Source organism: uncultured Pontibacter sp., from assembly GCF_947495565.1.
GTDB lineage: Bacteria > Bacteroidota > Bacteroidia > Cytophagales > Hymenobacteraceae > Pontibacter.
The window spans coordinates 139,815-158,601 of record NZ_CANLZM010000002.1; the positions used below are offsets into that span (position 1 = coordinate 139,815).

The 18,787-nt window shown below is 51.5% G+C and carries 27 protein-coding genes; 13 read left to right on the plus strand and 14 right to left on the minus strand.

Features of this window, described 5'->3' with window-relative positions; all coding sequences use genetic code 11:
• Positions 1-24 precede the first annotated feature (24 nt).
• The 9 genes from Q1B04_RS02825 (at position 25) to Q1B04_RS02865 (ending at position 9,944) form a co-directional block, all read left to right on the plus strand.
• Positions 25-378: a hypothetical protein gene (locus Q1B04_RS02825; protein ID WP_299755301.1), complete on the plus strand. Its 354-nt coding sequence runs from the start codon at positions 25-27 to the stop codon at positions 376-378.
• A 20-nt stretch (positions 379-398) separates the two neighbouring features.
• Entirely contained in the window at positions 399-812 is a 414-nt protein-coding gene (locus tag Q1B04_RS02830) for a hypothetical protein (protein ID WP_299755304.1), read from the plus strand.
• The gene (locus Q1B04_RS02835; protein WP_299755306.1) at positions 809-1,507 is read left to right on the plus strand and encodes a hypothetical protein; all 699 of its coding nucleotides are present in this window, start codon (positions 809-811) and stop codon (positions 1,505-1,507) included. The genes Q1B04_RS02830 and Q1B04_RS02835 overlap by 4 nt, the downstream gene beginning before the upstream one ends.
• A gap of 100 nt (positions 1,508-1,607) precedes the next feature.
• Positions 1,608-2,447 carry a hypothetical protein gene (locus Q1B04_RS02840; protein ID WP_299755308.1) on the plus strand — a complete coding sequence of 280 codons (840 nt, stop codon included), beginning with the start codon at positions 1,608-1,610 and terminating at the stop codon, positions 2,445-2,447.
• 129 nt (positions 2,448-2,576) lie between these two features.
• On the plus strand, positions 2,577-3,083 hold the full coding sequence (locus Q1B04_RS02845; protein ID WP_299755310.1) for a hypothetical protein: 507 nt from the start codon (positions 2,577-2,579) through the stop codon (positions 3,081-3,083).
• Positions 3,083-5,086: a SprB repeat-containing protein gene (locus Q1B04_RS02850; RefSeq protein WP_299755311.1), complete on the plus strand. Its 2,004-nt coding sequence runs from the start codon at positions 3,083-3,085 to the stop codon at positions 5,084-5,086. The genes Q1B04_RS02845 and Q1B04_RS02850 overlap by 1 nt, the downstream gene beginning before the upstream one ends.
• A gap of 280 nt (positions 5,087-5,366) precedes the next feature.
• A complete protein-coding gene (locus tag Q1B04_RS02855) occupies positions 5,367-6,635 on the plus strand; it encodes a hypothetical protein (protein ID WP_299755314.1) in 1,269 nt (422 codons plus the stop codon).
• Between the two features lies 1 nt (position 6,636).
• Positions 6,637-7,071 carry a hypothetical protein gene (locus Q1B04_RS02860; protein WP_299755317.1) on the plus strand — a complete coding sequence of 145 codons (435 nt, stop codon included), beginning with the start codon at positions 6,637-6,639 and terminating at the stop codon, positions 7,069-7,071.
• Positions 7,071-9,944, plus strand: coding sequence for a phage tail tape measure protein (locus tag Q1B04_RS02865; RefSeq protein WP_299755318.1), 2,874 nt, complete (start codon positions 7,071-7,073; stop codon positions 9,942-9,944). Before Q1B04_RS02860 ends, Q1B04_RS02865 begins: the two co-directional genes overlap by 1 nt.
• Before the next feature lie 175 nt (positions 9,945-10,119).
• Here the strand turns inward: Q1B04_RS02865 and Q1B04_RS02870 are convergent, their stop codons facing one another.
• The gene (locus tag Q1B04_RS02870) at positions 10,120-10,461 is read right to left on the minus strand and encodes a helix-turn-helix transcriptional regulator (RefSeq protein WP_299755320.1); all 342 of its coding nucleotides are present in this window, start codon (positions 10,459-10,461) and stop codon (positions 10,120-10,122) included.
• A gap of 125 nt (positions 10,462-10,586) precedes the next feature.
• Entirely contained in the window at positions 10,587-10,925 is a 339-nt protein-coding gene (locus Q1B04_RS02875; RefSeq protein ID WP_299755321.1) for a type II toxin-antitoxin system RelE/ParE family toxin, read from the minus strand.
• A gap of 352 nt (positions 10,926-11,277) precedes the next feature.
• On the opposite strand from Q1B04_RS02875, the gene Q1B04_RS02880 reads away from it, so the two are divergent.
• Positions 11,278-12,021 (plus strand): hypothetical protein, encoded by a 744-nt coding sequence (locus Q1B04_RS02880; protein ID WP_299755323.1) that lies wholly within the window; start codon positions 11,278-11,280, stop codon positions 12,019-12,021.
• Between the two features lie 6 nt (positions 12,022-12,027).
• Here the strand turns inward: Q1B04_RS02880 and Q1B04_RS02885 are convergent, their stop codons facing one another.
• Positions 12,028-12,420: a hypothetical protein gene (locus Q1B04_RS02885; protein ID WP_299755325.1), complete on the minus strand. Its 393-nt coding sequence runs from the start codon at positions 12,418-12,420 to the stop codon at positions 12,028-12,030.
• A 198-nt stretch (positions 12,421-12,618) separates the two neighbouring features.
• Between Q1B04_RS02885 and Q1B04_RS02890 the strand changes: the two genes are divergently transcribed.
• From Q1B04_RS02890 to Q1B04_RS02900, 3 genes are all read left to right on the plus strand, one after another.
• Positions 12,619-12,900: a hypothetical protein gene (locus Q1B04_RS02890; RefSeq protein WP_299755327.1), complete on the plus strand. Its 282-nt coding sequence runs from the start codon at positions 12,619-12,621 to the stop codon at positions 12,898-12,900.
• A gap of 4 nt (positions 12,901-12,904) precedes the next feature.
• Positions 12,905-13,489, plus strand: a complete 585-nt coding sequence (locus tag Q1B04_RS02895) for a recombinase family protein (RefSeq protein ID WP_299755329.1) — start codon at positions 12,905-12,907, stop codon at positions 13,487-13,489.
• Between the two features lie 62 nt (positions 13,490-13,551).
• Positions 13,552-13,836, plus strand: coding sequence for a hypothetical protein (locus Q1B04_RS02900; protein WP_299755331.1), 285 nt, complete (start codon positions 13,552-13,554; stop codon positions 13,834-13,836).
• Positions 13,837-14,179: 343 nt separating this feature from the next.
• On the opposite strand, the gene Q1B04_RS02905 is transcribed toward Q1B04_RS02900, so the two are convergent.
• From Q1B04_RS02905 to Q1B04_RS02955, 11 genes are all read right to left on the minus strand, one after another.
• Positions 14,180-14,362, minus strand: a complete 183-nt coding sequence (locus tag Q1B04_RS02905; RefSeq protein ID WP_299755333.1) for a hypothetical protein — start codon at positions 14,360-14,362, stop codon at positions 14,180-14,182.
• A complete protein-coding gene (locus tag Q1B04_RS02910) occupies positions 14,359-14,580 on the minus strand; it encodes a hypothetical protein (protein WP_299755335.1) in 222 nt (73 codons plus the stop codon). Before Q1B04_RS02910 ends, Q1B04_RS02905 begins: the two co-directional genes overlap by 4 nt.
• Positions 14,581-14,981: 401 nt before the next feature.
• Positions 14,982-15,326: a hypothetical protein gene (locus Q1B04_RS02915; protein ID WP_299755338.1), complete on the minus strand. Its 345-nt coding sequence runs from the start codon at positions 15,324-15,326 to the stop codon at positions 14,982-14,984.
• A gap of 3 nt (positions 15,327-15,329) precedes the next feature.
• Positions 15,330-15,578, minus strand: coding sequence for a hypothetical protein (locus Q1B04_RS02920; protein WP_299755340.1), 249 nt, complete (start codon positions 15,576-15,578; stop codon positions 15,330-15,332).
• 13 nt (positions 15,579-15,591) lie between these two features.
• On the minus strand, positions 15,592-15,843 hold the full coding sequence (locus tag Q1B04_RS02925) for a hypothetical protein (RefSeq protein WP_299755343.1): 252 nt from the start codon (positions 15,841-15,843) through the stop codon (positions 15,592-15,594).
• A gap of 37 nt (positions 15,844-15,880) precedes the next feature.
• A complete protein-coding gene (locus Q1B04_RS02930; RefSeq protein WP_299755345.1) occupies positions 15,881-17,224 on the minus strand; it encodes a hypothetical protein in 1,344 nt (447 codons plus the stop codon).
• Positions 17,225-17,402: 178 nt separating this feature from the next.
• Positions 17,403-17,606 carry a hypothetical protein gene (locus tag Q1B04_RS02935; RefSeq protein WP_299755347.1) on the minus strand — a complete coding sequence of 68 codons (204 nt, stop codon included), beginning with the start codon at positions 17,604-17,606 and terminating at the stop codon, positions 17,403-17,405.
• Positions 17,593-17,814 carry a hypothetical protein gene (locus tag Q1B04_RS02940; protein ID WP_299755350.1) on the minus strand — a complete coding sequence of 74 codons (222 nt, stop codon included), beginning with the start codon at positions 17,812-17,814 and terminating at the stop codon, positions 17,593-17,595. The genes Q1B04_RS02935 and Q1B04_RS02940 overlap by 14 nt, the downstream gene beginning before the upstream one ends.
• Positions 17,811-18,080, minus strand: a complete 270-nt coding sequence (locus tag Q1B04_RS02945) for a hypothetical protein (protein WP_299755351.1) — start codon at positions 18,078-18,080, stop codon at positions 17,811-17,813. The genes Q1B04_RS02940 and Q1B04_RS02945 overlap by 4 nt, the downstream gene beginning before the upstream one ends.
• Positions 18,067-18,369 (minus strand): helix-turn-helix domain-containing protein, encoded by a 303-nt coding sequence (locus tag Q1B04_RS02950; RefSeq protein ID WP_299755353.1) that lies wholly within the window; start codon positions 18,367-18,369, stop codon positions 18,067-18,069. Before Q1B04_RS02950 ends, Q1B04_RS02945 begins: the two co-directional genes overlap by 14 nt.
• A 2-nt stretch (positions 18,370-18,371) precedes the next feature.
• Entirely contained in the window at positions 18,372-18,650 is a 279-nt protein-coding gene (locus Q1B04_RS02955) for a hypothetical protein (protein WP_299755354.1), read from the minus strand.
• Positions 18,651-18,787: the final 137 nt, after the last annotated feature.

Sequence of the window (18,787 nt, forward strand, 5' to 3'; positions counted from 1 at the left end):
TCTTCAACTAAACTTTTAGCCAAAATGAAAAACCTCTTACTAAAACTGCAACAGCTCCTGTTCCGGTTTCTTTACCCGCTGGCATACCCGCTGCTGATCCTGGTGCATATCATTCACGGTGCCTGGGCTGTGGGGCTCCTGGCCTTTTTCGGGCTGGTACCAAATGAGAAGCCTAGTTACTTCATCGGGATTCCGATCGTAGTGGTCGTGCTGTTCTACTTCTACCCAAGGCCAAAGCGGAAGAAGGATCCGGTGCAGAACACGCCTCCCCTGGGCACGCTCCCTCCAGTTGGGCCACCTGTCAACTTTCCGACTGACCCGAGTGAGGTGTTCCCGAGTTATCCGTCTGGTACCAGTGAGAAGGGAGGTGCACAATGATGCCTGCAGCTACCGCTATTTTGCTGATAGTTGTTCTAGCAGCCATCTTCGGCTTTATCGAGGCCTGTGCGGATGATAATATCATCGACACAGCTTCTGCCAGGCTGGACCGGAAGAAATTCCACCTGCTGGGCTGGACGCGCCGGGCGTTTGTGATCTGCGCTGCAGCACTGGTGCACTTCGGCTTTGCCTACATTGCCTTGGCGACTATATCCCTTGCTGCGGTTTCCTTCTGGCTTGTGTTTGAAGCGGTTATTTCCCATAAGATCAAGGGCAGCATCCTGTTTGTAGGATCCTCAGCCAATTCAGATGTGATCATGCGCCGGATTGCCTGGTTGGCGGATATGGAGCCGGAAGAAGTAAAAGTGGCTGCTATGCTCATTGCCTTTTGGGCGGCTGTGGCCATTGCCTCCACTCAATTCGTTGCGCTATGAGATACCTGATACTGATTCTCTGCCTGCTGCTGGCATCGTGCCAGCGGGGGCCGGTCAGCTCCTCGCTGACTGATACGCCGGATGCGCTGAAGCACCTGCCTCCTGGTACCAGCCTGGACTTTGGAGATCTCCGCCTCGATATCGTGGCTGGAGATAAAACAGTTGTATCGCAGCGGAAAGCTAAGGCTGAGCCTGCCATCAAGTGTAAAGACTGCTTTAACACCGATAACAGCGACCGCAGCAAGACGAAGGATAAGAGCGAGACCACGACAAAGGATAAGTCTAAAACCAAAGATAATAGTGATACCACGGTAAAGAATAAGCCGGATAACTCGCAGCTGAAGAAAGCCAAGATAGACAAAAGCGTGAGCATGGGTAAAGCGTACAGTTCCTGGTTTAAAGGCTTGCTCACGAAAGTGCTCTTCTGGCTTGCGGTAACTGCCGTTGTAGTGCTGCTCTTGCTCAGGTACACGCCTCTGGCCAGGATCTTCTTTATACTTCTGATCGGAGCTATACTGGCCAGTTGCTCTCAAACCTTCTGCCCTGCCTACGATGGGCACCGAAAACCACGCCACAAGCCCACTTTCCTGAAGGATCACGGACATCAAAAGTACAAGTATAGCGACGCTGCCCGCCGGGCCGCCGAAAAAACGGATGCAGAGCTTTACCTCTCTGCACTGAAGCTACAACAGTAAAAGCAAAAGCCCCGGCACACCACCGGGGCTTTTGCTTTCCCAACCCTGTCCTTTTTTCGGGGGGGCAAACCCGCCAATTTCGTGCATACCATACACCCTTATGCGCGACCTCCAGATAACTATTCCAACCGAGAAAGGAGATATCAGCCTCCAGGCCCAGGTGGCCGAGGAGTGGGATGAGCTCACACGTAAGCAGCTGCTGACGGTGATGCTCATCTTCAGCGTGGTGGAGGATGCGATCCAACGCAAAAGGCTGCTCCTGAAAACGCTGCTACATTTTCCCGATGCCCGCTTCGATGCGTTGCCGGCCTGGGTGCTGGTAGATCTCTTACACCTGACCGACTTCCTGCTGGAGCATGAACCACAAAAGCCGCTTACCAAACAGCTCCTGCCGAGCATCAGGCCACAGCTGACCAGCTGCTGGTACCATGGGCCGGCCGATCTGCTGGTAAACGTGACCTTCTCCGAGTTCACCACCGCCGAGAAGTACTTCTTCCGCTACCTCAAAAGCGGCAACGCCTCCAGCCTGGATTGCTTCATTGCCACACTATACCGCCCGCAGCGCTGGTTTCACTCCCTCCGCAGGCGCCTGGGCAACTACCAGGGCGATAACCGCACGCCATTTAACGAGCACCTGGTAGTTACCCGGGCCCAAAAGCTGGCCAGGTTAAACGATACCGAGAAGGCCGCCATCCTGACCTGGTACCGCGGCTGCCGGCTAATGCTGGAGCGCCTGTATCCGGATGTCTTTAGCGTGGAGTCTGAGGAGAGCAAAAGCAATAAGGTAAGCAGCTGGGAGCCGGTGCTGCGCGGCATGGCCGGCGGTAAGTTCGGCGATGTAGCCGCTACCGGCAAGGCACAGGCCCACCAGATCCTGGCGGAGATGAACGAACAGCTGGAAGAAGCCAAGAAAATAAAAAGCAAACACGAAAATCAATAAACCATGTTAAGATACGCCATCCTGTACACCGCCATAGTCTTCCTACTTGGCCAGCCATTTAGCTGGATATGGTTCTTTACTTTCCTATTGATAGGGGCGCTGTTTGAAGAGGACTAAAGACGAAATCCAATGAGAAAGACCGAATACAGAGCCCTGTTCGAGGGTTGGTGCAGCCGCCACAAAGAGCTGCAGGAAAATGGCTGTAAGTTCTCAGAGCTGCACCTGAGCCGCAACCCGATGCAGCAGGAGCTGGACATGTCGGAGTTCTATGGCAACCTGCGCTATGCTACCGAAATGCAGGCTGTGCTCCAGAACTACGATGCCGATTACGAGGGCCAGAGCTTCGATGACATGAGCCGCTACCTGCATGGGGCGCTGATCATTCTGGACAAAGTAGATACCGATGACTGGGCGCAGCGCAACGAGGCGCTGGATAAGACCGAGCGCATGGCCGAGGAGATCCTGGCAGCCGTGGTGAAGCAGCTAAATGAAAGCTACGATTACTTTATCACGCCCTCCGACCTGCAGACCGAGGACATCGGCCCTGTGAACGGTTACCACGGCACCCGCCTGAGCTTCCGAATTAAGCAGCAGGCGACTCCATCCTTACACTTTAACCCTGATCTATTTGAGTAATGGCTAATTACGCTAAAGTCAAAATATCTGGCCCAGTCGCTATCCCTGAAGGCGTAGCGATTGATATTAATATCCTGGGTGTGGTGGTTCGCTTTACCTCCACCACCTATGACAGCGGGTACGGCACTACCTGGTCTTTCTCTCAGCAACGAGCGGCGGAGTACGGCATTATAGACGGGGCCGGCAACGCGGCCAAGCTGGCCAGTGCCATCTCCGGGTATCTCCAGAGCATCGGGGAAACGAGGTATGCCGTTACCTCCTCCTATGGTACCGACTTCATGGGGTATGCCAATGCCACGTATGTGGAGCTGAAGGCAAAGGAGTATGATGATGCGCTTAATTTCCCTTCTGCTACGGTCACCAACAGCAACGGAAGCGGCACTTTTGCCAGTGTTTACAACAACACCTACCCCCATTCGGTAACGACCAACATTACGAATGTTGCCTGCTTCAGCGGCACCTCCGGCAGTGTTTCCCTTAACATCACAGGAGGCGTTCCACCTTATGCTGTACAGTGGGAGGATGGGTCCACAGAAACCATCAGATCCTTTTTACCGGCAGGCGTTTACAACTATACCGTAACGGACAGTGCCGCTACAGACTATGCCTCCGGTGCGCATCCTGGTGTAGTGACCGGTGAGGTAAACATCGGCCAGAACCCGGAGCTGAAGGTGACCGGGGTGCAGGACGATGACAGCATTAGCCTGACTGTGGAGGGCGGTGTGGCCCCTTATACCTTTGCCTGGAGCGATGGCAGCACGGATAAAGATCGCTTTGGCCTGGCTGCCGGCCGCTATGAGGTGACGGTTACCGACAGTTACGGCTGTTACAAGTCCTTCACGTTTACGCTCGGACTGGCCCGCTTCTACTTTTCACACGGTCCTATCACCCTGGAGCTCCAGGCTCAGAACCTGGAGGAAAAACCGAGCCTTACCTTCCTGTGCGAGGTGTGGGTGGAAAAGGAGTACCTGAGCGAGAGCTTTGAAAGGGTGGCCACCCTGGAGCACGTGGCCGACCGCGACGGCAGCACCGTATTCGAGGTGCAGGAGTTCCTGCAGCCTTTTGTCGGGGCTTACTTTCCGGAACTGGATGAGGCAAACACCACCATGGCCAGCGGCCTGTTTAAGCGCTTCTACCTACGCCACACCGAGAAGTATGGAGCCGTGCCCACGCCTGGTGATTTCACGGTGGAAGATTACCGGTACGTGCTGCGAGGCGGCCTATCGTTCGAGGAAACAACTCAAAACAACTTCTACGCCTCTTACCTGCCCACGCAGAAGCCTTTCCTGAGCTGGTTGCCGGCCGCTAAGCTGGCCACCACGGGGCAGCCGGAGTTCCTGTTCCTGGTGCTGCACCAGAGCGGCATCGAGTCCTTTGTGGTGAAAAAGCGCGTGACCTATGCCGATGCCAGCGTGGTGACCTCCACGGCGCACCTCCAGGAGGGCTGCCAGCGCTTTGAGGTGTACTGCATTCCTACGTCTTACCAGGCGCTTGACCTGGCATCTGACGGCAGGGAAGTCCGGGAATGGGAGATCTGGTGCGAGACAGAGGCGGGCATAGCCATCACTGAAACGCGCACTTATACTTTAGATACCCGTTATTCCGGCTACTTCCGCTATTTGCTCTACCTCAACTCCCTGGGCGGCATCAATACCTTGACCGCCGTGGGCCAGGCTGAGAAAAGCCTCGAGATCGAGACCCAGACCATGCAGCGCCTGCTCAACGCCGGCTACAACCCTACCCTGGGCAGCACCGAGACTACCTCCGTCACGGCAGAGCCGGTCCTCAGGCTCACCAGCGGTTACCTCTCTGATCAGAAAGAGCTGGAGGCACTCACAGACTTTGCCCTGAGCAGGGAGGTGCGCCTGGTGGAGGCCGGCCGTTACCGTGCCGGGACTAAGCAGGTAAAGAAGTTCCTGGTGCTGGACGAAGTGGATGAGCAGCGCTACTTAGATTTTGAATTTGTGCTGCCTACGGAAAAGCATTATACACCGACACTGTAATCAGATGATAATATTAGGAAATAACAGAGCTGCGGAGTTCGCACACATGGCTTTGATGATGCATACTTTAGAGCAATCCAGCAGAGCTGTAGTGATTACACCATCTCATTCAGACTTGTTAATACAGCAGCGTGGTTTTTCTGTTAGACCAGAGTTTGATTATCCTAAAGTTGCATTGTGGCGCTACGACAAAGATCTTCCAAACCTGAACAAGCATAGAGAAACATGTATTAAAAACAGGCGCAAAAGGAAATCTAAAAGGAAAGCTAAATACTAGGCTATGTTTGGATTCAGAATAAACGAAGAGTTTCTGGACCTGGAGCAGAATGCCTCCCTGAGCCTGGAGGTGAACAACCCGCTGTTTAACCAGGACTTTGAGAAAGGCATGCTCACCTATGGCGTGTCTGCCCCGCTCTCGGACCGCAACCGCCGCCTGCTGCGCTTTGCCGGTAGCCTGAGCATTCGCAGTATCGGCAAAAGGCCTTTGCCGTGCCAGATGTGGCTGCGCGGCCAGCTCTACCGTGTAGGTAAACTTTACGTGCTGGGGCGCACTGATAAGTACAAAGTGCAGTTTGTGAGCGACGCCGGCGACCTGGACACGGTGACCGAGGACATGCTCCGAGGCACCGACCTGAGCGGGGTTTCCATGGCATACCCGAAGGTGCTGAACCCAGGCTTTTATTCCGATGAGGAAGCTGCTTTCGGTTATCCCGGCTACATGAACGGCGGTGGTCCGCAGGTACCCATGCCCAACCTGGTGGAGGTCTTCCGGAAGACGATGGCCCGCTATGGTTACAGCATTTCGGGCCAATGGCTGCAGGACTACGCCAACCGCGTGATCTACAACCCAGTGCTGCAGGGCAACCCGCTGCAGCCTCAGCTGCATGTGCCGGAACTCAAAGTGGCCGAGTTCATCAAGTCTATCCGCAAGCACTACGGCCTGGGTTTCATCTTCAACGGCAAGAGCAAAAGCCTCCAGCTGGTATACCTGCAGGAGGCTCTCCAGAACACAGCTTATACTGATTGGACACACCTGGCGCAAGGCACACCCGCCTGGGACCCGAACACCAGCGACGGGTTTACTCTCCAGCTGCAGACCGACAGCGACGATGAGCGCCAGAAAGATGCCCAGGCAGCTTACCAGTACAAGTATGGAAATGGCGCCGAGACCATTAATACCGGTATCGGTACCACGGCTATGGAAAACGGTGTGCCTATTGTGGATCAGGAGGGAGCTACTTATGACGACGAACCGGATTTTTCCTTCCGGGTGCTTGTGGATAACGGCAATGGCACCTCCAGCGCCGAGACGGTGGAGGCCGTGGCCAGTCGGCATTTGGACTGGATGGCCTGGCACTCTGAAACGGAACCGGTAACCTTTAACCTAAACCTGGGAATATCGGAACTGCTGCAGCTCGACCCGCTCGACAAAAAACTGATCCGCACGCCACAAGGCACGCTGAAGGCCTTTTGGGAGAAAGTGCAGGTATCGCTGAACATGACCGGCGAGATGAAAAGCAAAGTTAGGTTCCTGAAGGTGATGCAATAGAGTGACTGAAACGAGAAAGACACAAAAGGAAATAGCCCAGGAGTGGCTGCACTACGCACTGCAGGGCTGGGAAACGGAAGTAAAGCGCCTGAAGGCGGTCAACAGCGGCTCCCTGCTCTCCAGCTTTAAAGGCACTGTGATCGCCGGGGCCGAAAACGCACTGCAGGTAACAGTGGCCTATGCCTGGTATGGGCAAATGGTAGATGCTGGCCTGGGCCGTGGCTACAAGTACGGAGAGCAGGCAGATACTGCCTCCGAGCGCAAGCTGCTGGGCGGCAAGGGGCGCCGGCCAAAACCCTTCTGGAGCAAGGGAAAAGCCGGCATAGGTAACCAAACATATCGACTCAAAGATCTTTTAGCCGCCAACATCGGCGACGAGACCGTGAATAAGATTTTAGACGACATTGCACTGAATCACACTATTAAAATAAGCTAATGGCTAGCACTACCGAAGAACGCAGAATAAAGATCATCCTGGACGGCAAACAAGTCAATGCCTCGCTGAAGGAGATGGAGGCGGCGCAAAAGGCGATGAACTTTCAACTCAAGAACATGAGCAAAGATGATCCGAAGCGAGCCGAGCTCCTGAAGGATTTTAAAGAGATGCGGGAGCGGATCAAGAATACCAAAGATGAGATCTACGGCATGGAGAAAGCATCTGCCACGGCCAAAGCCGGCTTAGGTGGCATTACTTCCGCAACTGGCTTACTTAGGGCCGGTTTTAAAGCTGCCGTAGCCGCTTTCCTGCCACTCCTGGCCTTTCAGACGATCGTGGACCTAGGCAGGCAGTTCCTGGGGCTGGTTAACCATATTGACCAGGTAAAGGGGAGCCTGCAGCAGCTGACAGGGGTGCAGGGCGAAGCGCTGGACCAGATGTACGTGCGGGTGGAGGCCATCTCCAAAACCTTCGATGAGGAGTATAACGAGGTGATCAAGTCGGCTAACGTGCTGATGAAGGAGTTTGGGCTTACGCATGAGGAGGCTTTCGACCTGATGGAGAAGGGGTACCTGGCGGGCGCTAACTCCAGCGGTGAGATGCTGGAGCAGCTTAAGGAGTACTCCACCCAGTTTGCCACTTCCGGAGCCTCTGCCGAGGAGTTTCTGAGCGTGCTGACCATGGGCGAGGACATGGGAATTTTCTCGGATAAGGCAGCCGATACCGTGAAGGAATTCGGCCTCCGGATTCGGGAGCAGACCGTGGCCACCCGCGATGCTATGGATGCTGCCTTTGGCCAGGAGTTCACGGATAAGATCTTCAACGGCATCAACACCGGCGCCATGACCTCTTTCGAGGCGCTGAAGGAAGTAAGCTCCGAGATGAACAACACCCAGATTCCGGCCAAGGAGCTGCAGACGGTAATCGCCGATGTGTTTGGAGGCGCCGGCGAAGACGCGGGCCTACCGTTTATCCAGCGCCTGCACGAGGTAAACGGCGGCCTGGAGAACATGATTGACACCACCAACACCCTGACCACGGCCCAGATGGACCAATTGGAGGCCGAGAAGGAGCTTGCTGAGGCGCAGGCTGAACTGGGTGAGACTTTTGCCGGCACTGGTGCCACACTCAGCTGGCTCTGGACAAATATCCAGACTGTTGGTCTAAAGGTTATTAATGCCTTTATCGTTTCGATCAAGCGAATTCGTGATGAGGCCGTGGGTATCGGCTATGCCCTGGGCAGCATCGGGGAAAGTATAGGTACTGCCTGGGATGCCCTGATGGATGGAGATCTGAGTGGAGTAGCCTCTGCCTTCAGTAATATGGGTAAGAATGCCAGCGAGGCCTATTACGAGGGCTATCTGAAAAATGAGATGGAGGCTCGGGAGGACAAAAAGAAAATGGAGCAGCAGGAAAATGAGAAAGCCTTAAAAGCAGCTGAGGGTGCCGCTACCGAGAAAGCCAAGCGCGAAGCGGAGGCTACCCGTGCCGAAAAGGATAAAGCTGCTAAAAAGGCTGCTGCTGAAGCTGAGAAACAGCGCGTCAAGGAAGAAACCGATCTTAGAAAAGCCTTAGAGGCTTATAGAGCTGCAAAACTAAAAGCTGAGGAGGAAACCGAGCGCCTGCGCATCATGGTGAAAACGGAGGGTGTGGCTCAGGAGATTGCCCTGCTGCAGCACAAGCACCTGCTGGAGCTAGCCGAGCTGGAGAAACAGCGTCAGGCCGTACTGCAGAACATCGCTGTGACCGAAGAGGAAAAGCAGGCCCTGCTGGATATGTATGAGGAACAACGCCAACTAAAGGAAGAGGAGTATGCCGCTGCTAAAGCTGAAAAGGAGCAGGAAAAACAGGAAGAAGACCTGGAGAAATGGTTCGAGCGGATGGAGGAAGAGGATGAAATCAAGCGTGAGCTCATCGAGCAGCAGTTTATGAATGCCATGGATGCTGACATCCAAAAGCACGACGCGCTGCTGGAGGTGGACCGGGCGGCGGCCCAGCGAAGGCTGGACAACTTAGTCGCTGCCGGTAAAGGCGAAACACTGGCCGCGGAAAGACTACGTACCGATATCATGCGCATTGAAAAGGAGAAGTCTGACGGGCAGATCGAGCTCGCGCAGCGTACCCAACAGATGAAGCGGTACCTGGAGCAGCAGACTTTCCAAACAGCCAGTGCTTTCCTTGGTCTAGGTATAGACCTGCTGAGTAGAGATGAGGCGGCTAGGAAGAAAAATGCCGGACTAATTAAAGCTTTCTCCGCAGCTAAAATTATTTCTGACCTTCAGGCCGAGATTTCTGGCTACATGGCACACCCGGCCTCTACGGGCACGCTGGGAGCCGTGGGTACAGCCAAGGTGATACTGGCCACTGTCAGAGCCGGCATGGCCCTGGAGCAGGTACGGGCTCAGCAATTTGCTACGGGCGGCAACACTATTCCTATGCAGTTAATTGGCACTTCCTGGCAAATGGCCAGCGGCTACAGCGGAGGCAGCATCGGTACCTTTGCGGCTGGCGGCAATGTGAAGAGTGCCCGCCTGGGCCTGATCGGAGAGGCCGGCGCCGAGTGGGTAATGCCCAACTGGATGATCCGCTCACCGAAGTATGCCGCCACCTACCAGTGGCTGGAGGGTGAGCGCCAGCGGGGTGTATCAGCCTTTGCCTCCGGTGGCAACACAGCAGCCAACGTGTCGGCACCGCCTGTGCAGGATAACTCTACTGAGCTGCTGAACGCGCTGCAGGTGCTCAACGGTAACTTTGTGGCGCTCTCGCAGCGCGTGGATCAGTGGCCTACCACCTTACACGTAAACTATAATGCTGGAGCCGCCCAGGAGGCCATGGAGATACACAACACGATGCAAAGCAAAGGAGGTTTCTAAGTAATGGTGTAGCTAAACAACAAAGCCCCGCATTTCTTTGCGAGGCTTTATTGCTTAGGAGGCAAAATGTCTTTGTTGAATAACTTATATCATGCTGTATAGAAAATTAGTATTTAGGGGGCTCCTACTCCCTTTTAATTGTGCGTGTTTGATAGTTAGGTAGGATAGTTAAGAATTAGCAAAGCTCTAGCTCACTACTGGGAGCCTCTACTTTAAGCTTTGCACCGAGTGCACCGATAACCCGAGCAAAAGTCTCTAAGCTTACACTGCCCGTGCTTTTCTCGAGTTTCGAAATCTGAGCTTTCTGAACACCGATCTTTTCTCCCAGTTCGGTCTGTGTCAAGTGCTGGGCCTTTCTGAGCTTTTTAATCATCTCACCAGCTAGCTCGATCTTTAATTCGGCTTCGTACGCGTCTCGCGTCTCCGTACCTTTTTCCCCGAAGAGGTTGTCTTCTACCTCATCCAGGCTGAAGTACTTCTTAGCCTTTGGTTCTACGTTGATTTTTGAATCTGTCATCGTTAAGTGGTTGTTACAATTTAGTATATTCTCATCTGGGCATAATGAGATAGGTAAATTGGTAGCAGTAAATTATTTATGAAGAGGAGGAGATGTCCGGCTGACATCTCCTATATATCCAACTTCTATTGAGCGAAGTACTCTTGCTTCGTTCGCTCTGCTTTTTTTATCTCCTTCGCTGGAGTTTTGTTTGTCTTCTTGTCGAACCCATGGGTTCCAACAATCAGCGTTTTTTCAGGGCCGTTTTTATCCCAGAATGCTAAGATCCTGTGCCACTTTCCTTTTCCTGTGACCCGGAACTCAAACAGTCCGTCGGTTCCGGTCATCTTTTCAAACCAGTCGCCCTGGTACCCCTGCTCTGTCTTCCTGAAAGCAATGGCGAACTTCTTTCTGATTTCCATCGGCAGAGCCAACAGGAAATCTCGCGCCTCTTCTTCCAGGACCACACGTATTGGTTTTTCCATTGTGCCTCCTTTCTTTTAAGTACTGCACAAAGGTATACAAAGTTTCCATATCAGGAAACATAACTGCAAAAAAAGTTTCTACACATGGAAACTTTTTATTTTAAGGAAGCGATCTCTACAGTTGTCCTTTGGGTAAAGCGCTATCATGGGATAGTTTAGGGTTCTGAAGTTAAGCTCTAGCTAAATACCATGTTTCACCCTAAAATCTGTAACGCCATGAAAAGATAGTCTCCCTCACAAGAATGATTCATATACTGATTTGCAAAACCCACCTTCGTAGTGGGTTTTTGCATTATTGTATATGAAAAACTGTATATATTTGAACTTCATATTAACCATTTACAACATATACATGAAAAAACTCTACGTGATGGGTGCCCTGGCAGCTGTACTGCTATCATCCTGCTCCACTGCTTACCAGGTAGTGGAAACTGCGTCAGCGGACGTGAAAACAAACGGAAATGCTTATGAACACAGAGGTGATGACCTGATGGTAAGCTATAATCTTTGGGATAATCCTGGTAAGATCCGCTTCAACCTGCACAATAACACGGATCAGGCGGTCTTTGTGGATCTTGACAGAAGCCACCTGATTGTAAACGGCCAAAGCTTCGACTATTACAACGACACCGAAACCAGTACCAGCAGTAAAACAGGTGCCGCAAGACCATCCTATTTTGCCTCTACCGTGTGGACAAATCAAATGGAAGTCGCAGTTAAAAGTAAGCCGAAGCGTGTTGTTGAGATACCACCGCGCAGCTTTATAAATGTTGGAGGCTTGCGCGTGTTGTCCGAGATGAAAGACTGCAGCATTGGCAAGTCCAAAGGCGGTGTTGCGACATCGCAGACCTATACCGAAGAGAACTCGCCTTTACAGTTCCGTAACTACCTTACCTACAGCTTTAATCCGAACTTTGGCAATACCGAGACTATCGATAACAGCTTCTATGCGCAACGGGTGGTAAATCTGACCGCTACTGCCTTTAAAGGTAAGTCCAAAAAGTTTAAAGCTTGCCCTGACGACAACTTCTCAAAGCAGGGGTATGAAATGCCGTACCAGAAGCCTCAAAACCTATATATAAGGGTTAAGCAATAATTTCGCTTAACGTATAAGTGAAGCCTGCTGCAGTAATGTGGCAGGCTTCACTGTTTTTAGTGGATTAAGCAATCTACCTACTGAGCTAATTGGCTTCTTATACACTAATATGATTGTGGCCTCATATGAATTTCCTTTATCTGTGGAACTGGTTAAAAGTCTCAGCTCGTAGCCTGGTAAAATAAAAACCTGGCCCTGTGTGCCGATGCCAAGTTCATACTCATGTTTCCAGCCACGGACCCAAGCCTCGTGATGGGCACGCTTAAAGCCATGCTCCAGCTCAGCCAGGTAACGTTGGTATGTTGACGTGATCCGGTAAGCCAGCTGATGAAACTCCTCATCCGTGAAGAAGATATCCTCGCCATTGCGGTACCAGGAAGATCGCATTGTTTTAGCCATAGCTGCTGGTTAAATAATCGGTTAATTTATTGACAGCTGCCGCCACCTTTGAGATGAACGCAATCTATCTGCGTTCATGGGTTAAGAAACTGCGTTAAGAAATCAATGTAAATAGTTATCTTTAAGTAACGAGATATTTAACCAAAATTAATAATGGCAACTACCGGAAAACCTTTACCTCCACATTTTAAAAGTTGGGTGAGACTATACCAGGAGCTCAAGAAAGAAGGACATGACGAATGGGAGGAAGTTAATCTGATTTCAAATCCTTATACAGGAGACAACAAGTTCGTGACTTTCACGATGGCCGAGATCACCAAGAATGCTTTGGATGAGCTGCTGCAGGAACTCCCCGATATGGCTACATTTATCCAGATGAAATGGATGGCAAAGTATTCGGAAAATAGACAGGTTTACGAACCAGCAGAAGGCACAAGGGAAAAAATAAATACCTTCATTGACTTCTTTTATACTAAGTAGGGCTATGCTGATAGGATACGCGAGAGTTTCAACGGCTGAACAGAATGCCGATCTGCAAAAGGATGCTTTGGAAAAAGCAGGGTGTGAGAAGATCTTCACTGATAAGATCAGTGGCGCTACCAAGGAAAGACCAGGCCTGGCCAAGGCAAAGGAGATGCTCCGGAGAGGAGATACTCTTGTGGTGTGGCGGCTGGATCGCTTGGGCAGATCACTCCGGGATCTTATCGACTGGATGAATTACCTGGAGCAGGAGGGAGTCGCCTTCAAAAGCCTGCAGGAAAGTATAGACACCAGTACTTCCACCGGCAAACTTATTTTCCACTTCTTCGGTGCGCTAGCTGAGTTTGAGCGCAACCTGATCCAGGAGCGGACGCAGGCAGGGCTTACTGCAGCTAGAGCCAGGGGGCGGGTAGGAGGCAGGCCAGAGAAGCTTTCCACTAGTAAAAAGGAGATGGCAATTGATCTCTACAATTCTAAAAAGCATACTGTGAAGGAAATTTGCAAGATGGTTGGTATTACCAAGCCTACTTTATACAGGTACCTGGAGCCTCAAAAGGAAATGAAAAAAGAAAAGGCAGTTGAAAAATGAAAAGTTTTAGGCTGACTTGTAAAGTTACCTTCTATTTTAGGCAGAATGTTTCTGATAAGGAGGTGGAGAATTTCACAAAATACATTTATGAAATGTTCTCGCCCTTCTGCTCGCTGTTTGATTCAGAAGTTTCACATGAATTATTCCAATATCATGAAGATGAAGTCAGTGAGATGAAAGGTATTAGCAGCACCGCCATAGCGCTTAATATATTGGTAAATCATAACCATTTCCAAGCCGGTCATTATATATTATCGGTGTTTGATGGATTTATTGGGCTTCATCGTTTACTTGATGAATATCATAAAATTGAAATAGCTTCAGATATAATGAAGCTTCAAAATTAAGTGGTAGCCAAAAAATTGGTATAAAACCACCTCTTCGTGTAATAAAAAAGGCCAGATGTGTACGCAATCCGGCCTTTCGTGTAACTAGGTATTCGTATAGCCAACATGATATCGTTTACCAGTGGCTTCATTATACATAGTGATATGGGCTTCTTCGGCGCCAAGGCTGGAGCATATCTTCCGAAGTATCCCCATCAATGCGGCTCGTTTCTGCTTTGTCAGACGGTATTCTTTTCTGAGCCTCTTTGCTTTTGTTGGTCTAGTTTTTATCATTAATTTTTTCGATTACATCCCACCATCGCCATGATCAGCAGGAACTGTGACACAAATTTTTTCATATTTATTATCGCCAGAGGGTTAATTGATTTTTATGTTCATCGCTGATCAGCCGATCTACCTTTGCTTCTTTGGCTTTGGCCACTTTAAGCAGTTCTGTTGTTCTGCCCTGGGTATAGTAGGCAAGCTGTGCGGCCCGCATCTCCTTTACCGCCGCCTTCAGCTGGTTGTATTTTTGCCAATCCGTCATAGCTCAGCCTCCTTTATTCCTAAGTTGTTGAGATAATCCTGGGCCTGGGTAGAATAAGAGCAATCCCAAATGGTAAGCTTGTAATTCTGATCATAGAGCCAGATCACTCCTTCACCGTACCAGTACCTATAGCTCACCGACTTTTTTATTATTCTCTTCTCCCTGGGAGTTAGGGCATCCAGGTTGTTGGTGATCTTGGCGGCTTCCGCCTTCTCCAAAGTTTGGCTAGCTTTTCTCATGCCTGCACCTCCTTTCTCTTTTCGCCCAGCAGAAAAATGCCTGAGCGTCCTTTTTTAATCCACACTCCTACCGGAGCCAATTTTAGTTTTGGGTTTTTCTTCGTAATTTTCATCTGTGATTATTTTAAAGATTTAGTTCTTTGAGCCCGGAGTTCGTACCTCCGGGCTTTTTTTGTATCTGAATAATGTGCCGGAGCTATCTCCTGGTGTCGGTCAGAAAAGTTTGATCGAACCGAGGCTTCTGTTTGGACTTTTTATAGGCCGAGCATGAGGCGTTGCGTTGGCAAGAGCAAAAGAGGGTCAGGGCTGCCAGCATAGCCGGCGCTAAAAACTTGGTTTTCATACAGTTTTGGATTTAGGGTTTTGTTATGATAAGTGTGCTAGTTGCATTCTACTATAGCATCGTAATTCAAGACTTTGCGGTCAATCTGGCTCAGAATGTTATACAGCTCTACCGGGTATTCATGGATAACCTCATGGATGGCGAGCAACTCAGGTGCCGTTAGGGTAATCTTGTACATCCCTTTTGCGGTTCTGCCTTTGGTTAGCCTGCTCCAGAGCTTGCGGGCCACCTTCTGCAGGTGCGTGGCGGCCAGTACCTCGAAGGGCTGCAGACGGTTTTCCCGCTCAATCGGTTTGCTGAGCCAGGCCTGTATCCACCGGTAGAGCTCCCAGGCTTCGCCCACCCGGACCTCTACTTGCTGGCTGATCAGTAGGGTGCTCATGGTTTAAGTCCAGGTGCCGTTTTTGTACCGCATCAACTCCTCATCGGTGCGGTTGTCATATATAATGGCCATCTGCACATTGTCGTGCCAGCCTTCAATCATCTTTTTCAGTCTGGCGATGCCTACACTTTGCTTCGGTATTCCACGCGCCATATCGCGGGAGTAACGCTTGCGTGAGTTGCCATCGATGAAATAAACTACCGCTTTGCTTAGGGCGCTCGTGGCGATGTTGCTTTTGCTTGTCGTGCTCATGATTCTTACTTTGTTATCTGACCCTAGGGGCATCGCGGTTCGGGCCGCCGTTTTCCTCTGTTCTTACTTCTTCGGCAGCCACGCCTGGGCCGGTAATCTCCAGGCGCCCAGCATCAAACCATTCGCTTTGGCCTACTTTGCCATCGGCTCCTACGGGAGGGGTCAGGCCATACTGGTCGCAGCCGGTCAGGTACTCCACCCTGCAGGTGATGATGCCCTCGAAACCGGTGATTTTGTCTTTCGCTTTTTGTCCTAATTGTAACATGGATTAAGTTTTAAATGCTAAAAAATTTAGGTGATGATTATACTTGCTGTGGCGCATGTTGCGCATAGAACTTATCCAGGGCTGCTTTGCCGAATCGCTTCAGCTTGGTTTCCTGGCGGCGGAACATCTGCAGCGGGCTCAGGCGCTGGAGCTCGTCGCGCAGCACGCCCTGTTTGTGCAGCCTGATCTCCTTTTCGGCACGCCGCAGCGCATCGTTTACCTTCGCCTGCTTCTTCCAGACCTGCTGACGCTGCCACCAGGCGAACGTGTTCCGGAAGCCGCGCTCATTCTCAGCGTCAAAGTAGCCGGTGCCTGGCTTGTACTGGGCGTATGGCAGGGGCGGGTGCTTGTCCGGGTTGTTCTCGTAGTAATTGGCCACTAACTTCAGCTGCTCAACCACTTGCAGGTGATAACTCTCCCACTTCTCGATAGACCAATCGTTGCTGAAACCGCGGTACACGCCGAAGAAAATTGCATTCTTGGCCATGCGCTGGTTGTACTCGGTGAACTCGCCCGTTGGGTAGACCAGCTTCCAGGCGATGGCCCAGAAGTTCTCCACGAAAGTGCGGTAAATGGCCATTCTAGCCTGTTTCTCGACCGTCGCCGCGCCCGCCGCAACTGTCTCCGGTTTTTTGGCGGCTACGGGCTTCTCAGGGGCTGTCACAGCGATTTTAGCAGGTTCTTGCGGCCCTGTGTCGCTGGTAAAAGCACCGCAGGTGTTGCCAGCGCCTTCGCCGCCAGGCAAGGCACGCTGTTGCGCAGCAACTCCGCACTTATCCACATGCGTACTTTCTTTTTCTATAGTCTCTGGTGTCTCTGGTTGTTTAATATGCGGAAGATTCTTGTTTTGAAGCTGCGAATTGGACGATTTTTGGGCGTTTTTGGCGGGTTCGGACTGGCCGGGCCAGAGGATTTCCGGGCTTATCCACAGCTCATAGTTGGCGCGTGTGCCCCTGAAATTGTACTGGGATATGAAGCCTACCCCCGGGCGCTTTAGCACGTTCAGGTGCGCCCTAACGGTGCGGTCTGAGGTCTGGAACAAGCGGCCCAGCTCGATGCTGTTGGTGGAGAGGCTTGGAGCCTCGTCCTCGATCAGCCCCTGTTTGCGGGCCTGGTTGTACGACTCGATGTAGCGCAGGATAAGCTTCTCGCCGGTCTCGATCACGCTCTTGGTGATGATGCCCTTGCGGATGTAGACGGTCTTCTGGGTGCCGTCGGCGTAGGTGCGCACCACCGGGTGCGTCGGGAGGCTGTTGTTATACTTCGCCGCCAGCTTCCACCAGGCCGCCAGTGCGTTGCCCTGGTTAATGTTTTTCGTGTAATCTATGGTATTAAGCTGCTGCTCTTCAGCTGTACTCGTGTTATTTTCGTACTTTCGCATATTACTCCACTGGTGATGTAGTCATGAATTACCCTGGGCGTGGTGGCCTGGGATTTATGGGAATTGAAAGGATGGCCGAAACGCCATCCTTTTTTTGTTAGGCTGCGGAGCCGGCAGAGACGGTGAGCCCGTTACAGCTGGCCTCCCTACTCTGGCTCCTCTTGCAGGCCCTGTATCGTCAGCTGTGGCGCTCCACATACTCGTTTACCTCCCTTTCCTTATAGGCCAGCTGCACCTCCACATGCTTCAGCTCCTCGCCCAGCAGTCGATACCGCTTGCTGTAAGGATCGGTGCCGGCCTTCTGCCCCTGCAGGTAGAATCTCCTTGTTTTGAGTTGCTCCAGCTCTTGCTCTCTAGAGGCGATGAAGTCAAATAGCTCCATAACTAGTTTGTTTTTTAGTTTTCAATAGGCTTTCGATAGCCTCATTTTTGGCATAGTATCTCTTGACCAAGCGGCTGCACTCCAACTCCAGCTCCTGCACACGTTCAGGTGGTGTTTCAGCCTGTATCTGCTCGTTGCGCAGGGCCAGGAACCTTTTAATGATCGCACGCCGCTGATCTTCCATCTTTACTATGATGCGCTGGGTCATGCGGCGGCCGAGTGCTTTTCCATCCGGGTGAGTGTCCGGATCTGCTCCATGATATGATCGATGTCGCGCACGATGGCGGCGGTGCAGTCGTCGTAGATGCGCTGCTCCAGCTCTCCGGACTTCAGCTTTGTCTCCAGCAAATAGAGCTCTTGCTCGTACTGCTGCAGAAAGCCCTTGCAGAGCCGCAGCTTGCTTTCGAAGTAGGGTACTGATGGGATGTTTGCCATAGCTCTTGGTTCTATAGGTGGTACATTACTCAGAACCAAGGAGGCCGAAGGCATCCAGGTCCTGTTTGGATATCCGGTAGTTGCCGGGCTGGTACTCGTAGGCCCTGAGCTTCACCTTCCGGCCGTTACGGCCGGGCTTGCCTTCCTTGATCCAGCTGGTGACCGTGCGCCGGCTGTGCTTCACGTATTCGGCAGCCTCGGCAATGGTCATCATGCAGTCGGAGGCCTTGGCCGCTATCTCGCGCTGTTTTTTCAGCTCATGAAAGAGTGGGCCCAGCATCTCCCGCATATCGCCCACCGTCAGTAGTTGGTCTAAAGTAACTCCCATGGCTACAGGTTAAGTTTGGATTGTCTGTTTCTTAGTTCGATAGGCATATCGCTTTCGAAGAGGTAGGTATTGGCGCCCTTAAAGTTCTTCTGGAGCCATTTCTTGAGGCTTTCTGCCTCAGTCAGTGTCATAGGCTTGCTCGCTCTATTCTGCACCAGCTTATTAAAGCGGTGCGGGCTCATTTTCCACTCACCTAGCTGGGCATCTGCAAGCCTTAGATCTTTTATGCCCAGATCCGCAAATATTTCGGCTAGTCTGTTTTTAGGCTCTTTAGGCTCCATCTGATTTTTTATTGCTATTTCTCTATATTTTGTTTGCTAAAAAGATAATTTAGCGGCTACTTTAGTTGTAGTACGATACAAAACTAACATTTAGTTACAATACTACAACTGAATTACATATAATATTTTATCTATTG

Coding starts and splice junctions, on each gene's coding strand:
- Q1B04_RS02825 (WP_299755301.1), top strand. CDS start 25: ATGAAAAACCTCTTACTAAAACTGCAACAGCTCCTGTTCCGGTTTCTT.
- Q1B04_RS02835 (WP_299755306.1), top strand. CDS start 809: ATGAGATACCTGATACTGATTCTCTGCCTGCTGCTGGCATCGTGCCAG.
- Q1B04_RS02840 (WP_299755308.1), top strand. CDS start 1,608: ATGCGCGACCTCCAGATAACTATTCCAACCGAGAAAGGAGATATCAGC.
- Q1B04_RS02845 (WP_299755310.1), top strand. CDS start 2,577: ATGAGAAAGACCGAATACAGAGCCCTGTTCGAGGGTTGGTGCAGCCGC.
- Q1B04_RS02850 (WP_299755311.1), top strand. CDS start 3,083: ATGGCTAATTACGCTAAAGTCAAAATATCTGGCCCAGTCGCTATCCCT.
- Q1B04_RS02855 (WP_299755314.1), top strand. CDS start 5,367: ATGTTTGGATTCAGAATAAACGAAGAGTTTCTGGACCTGGAGCAGAAT.
- Q1B04_RS02865 (WP_299755318.1), top strand. CDS start 7,071: ATGGCTAGCACTACCGAAGAACGCAGAATAAAGATCATCCTGGACGGC.
- Q1B04_RS02870 (WP_299755320.1), bottom strand. CDS start 10,461: ATGACAGATTCAAAAATCAACGTAGAACCAAAGGCTAAGAAGTACTTC.
- Q1B04_RS02875 (WP_299755321.1), bottom strand. CDS start 10,925: ATGGAAAAACCAATACGTGTGGTCCTGGAAGAAGAGGCGCGAGATTTC.
- Q1B04_RS02880 (WP_299755323.1), top strand. CDS start 11,278: ATGAAAAAACTCTACGTGATGGGTGCCCTGGCAGCTGTACTGCTATCA.
- Q1B04_RS02885 (WP_299755325.1), bottom strand. CDS start 12,420: ATGGCTAAAACAATGCGATCTTCCTGGTACCGCAATGGCGAGGATATC.
- Q1B04_RS02895 (WP_299755329.1), top strand. CDS start 12,905: ATGCTGATAGGATACGCGAGAGTTTCAACGGCTGAACAGAATGCCGAT.
- Q1B04_RS02905 (WP_299755333.1), bottom strand. CDS start 14,362: ATGACGGATTGGCAAAAATACAACCAGCTGAAGGCGGCGGTAAAGGAG.
- Q1B04_RS02915 (WP_299755338.1), bottom strand. CDS start 15,326: ATGAGCACCCTACTGATCAGCCAGCAAGTAGAGGTCCGGGTGGGCGAA.
- Q1B04_RS02920 (WP_299755340.1), bottom strand. CDS start 15,578: ATGAGCACGACAAGCAAAAGCAACATCGCCACGAGCGCCCTAAGCAAA.
- Q1B04_RS02925 (WP_299755343.1), bottom strand. CDS start 15,843: ATGTTACAATTAGGACAAAAAGCGAAAGACAAAATCACCGGTTTCGAG.
- Q1B04_RS02930 (WP_299755345.1), bottom strand. CDS start 17,224: ATGCGAAAGTACGAAAATAACACGAGTACAGCTGAAGAGCAGCAGCTT.
- Q1B04_RS02935 (WP_299755347.1), bottom strand. CDS start 17,606: ATGGAGCTATTTGACTTCATCGCCTCTAGAGAGCAAGAGCTGGAGCAA.
- Q1B04_RS02940 (WP_299755350.1), bottom strand. CDS start 17,814: ATGACCCAGCGCATCATAGTAAAGATGGAAGATCAGCGGCGTGCGATC.
- Q1B04_RS02950 (WP_299755353.1), bottom strand. CDS start 18,369: ATGGGAGTTACTTTAGACCAACTACTGACGGTGGGCGATATGCGGGAG.
- Q1B04_RS02955 (WP_299755354.1), bottom strand. CDS start 18,650: ATGGAGCCTAAAGAGCCTAAAAACAGACTAGCCGAAATATTTGCGGAT.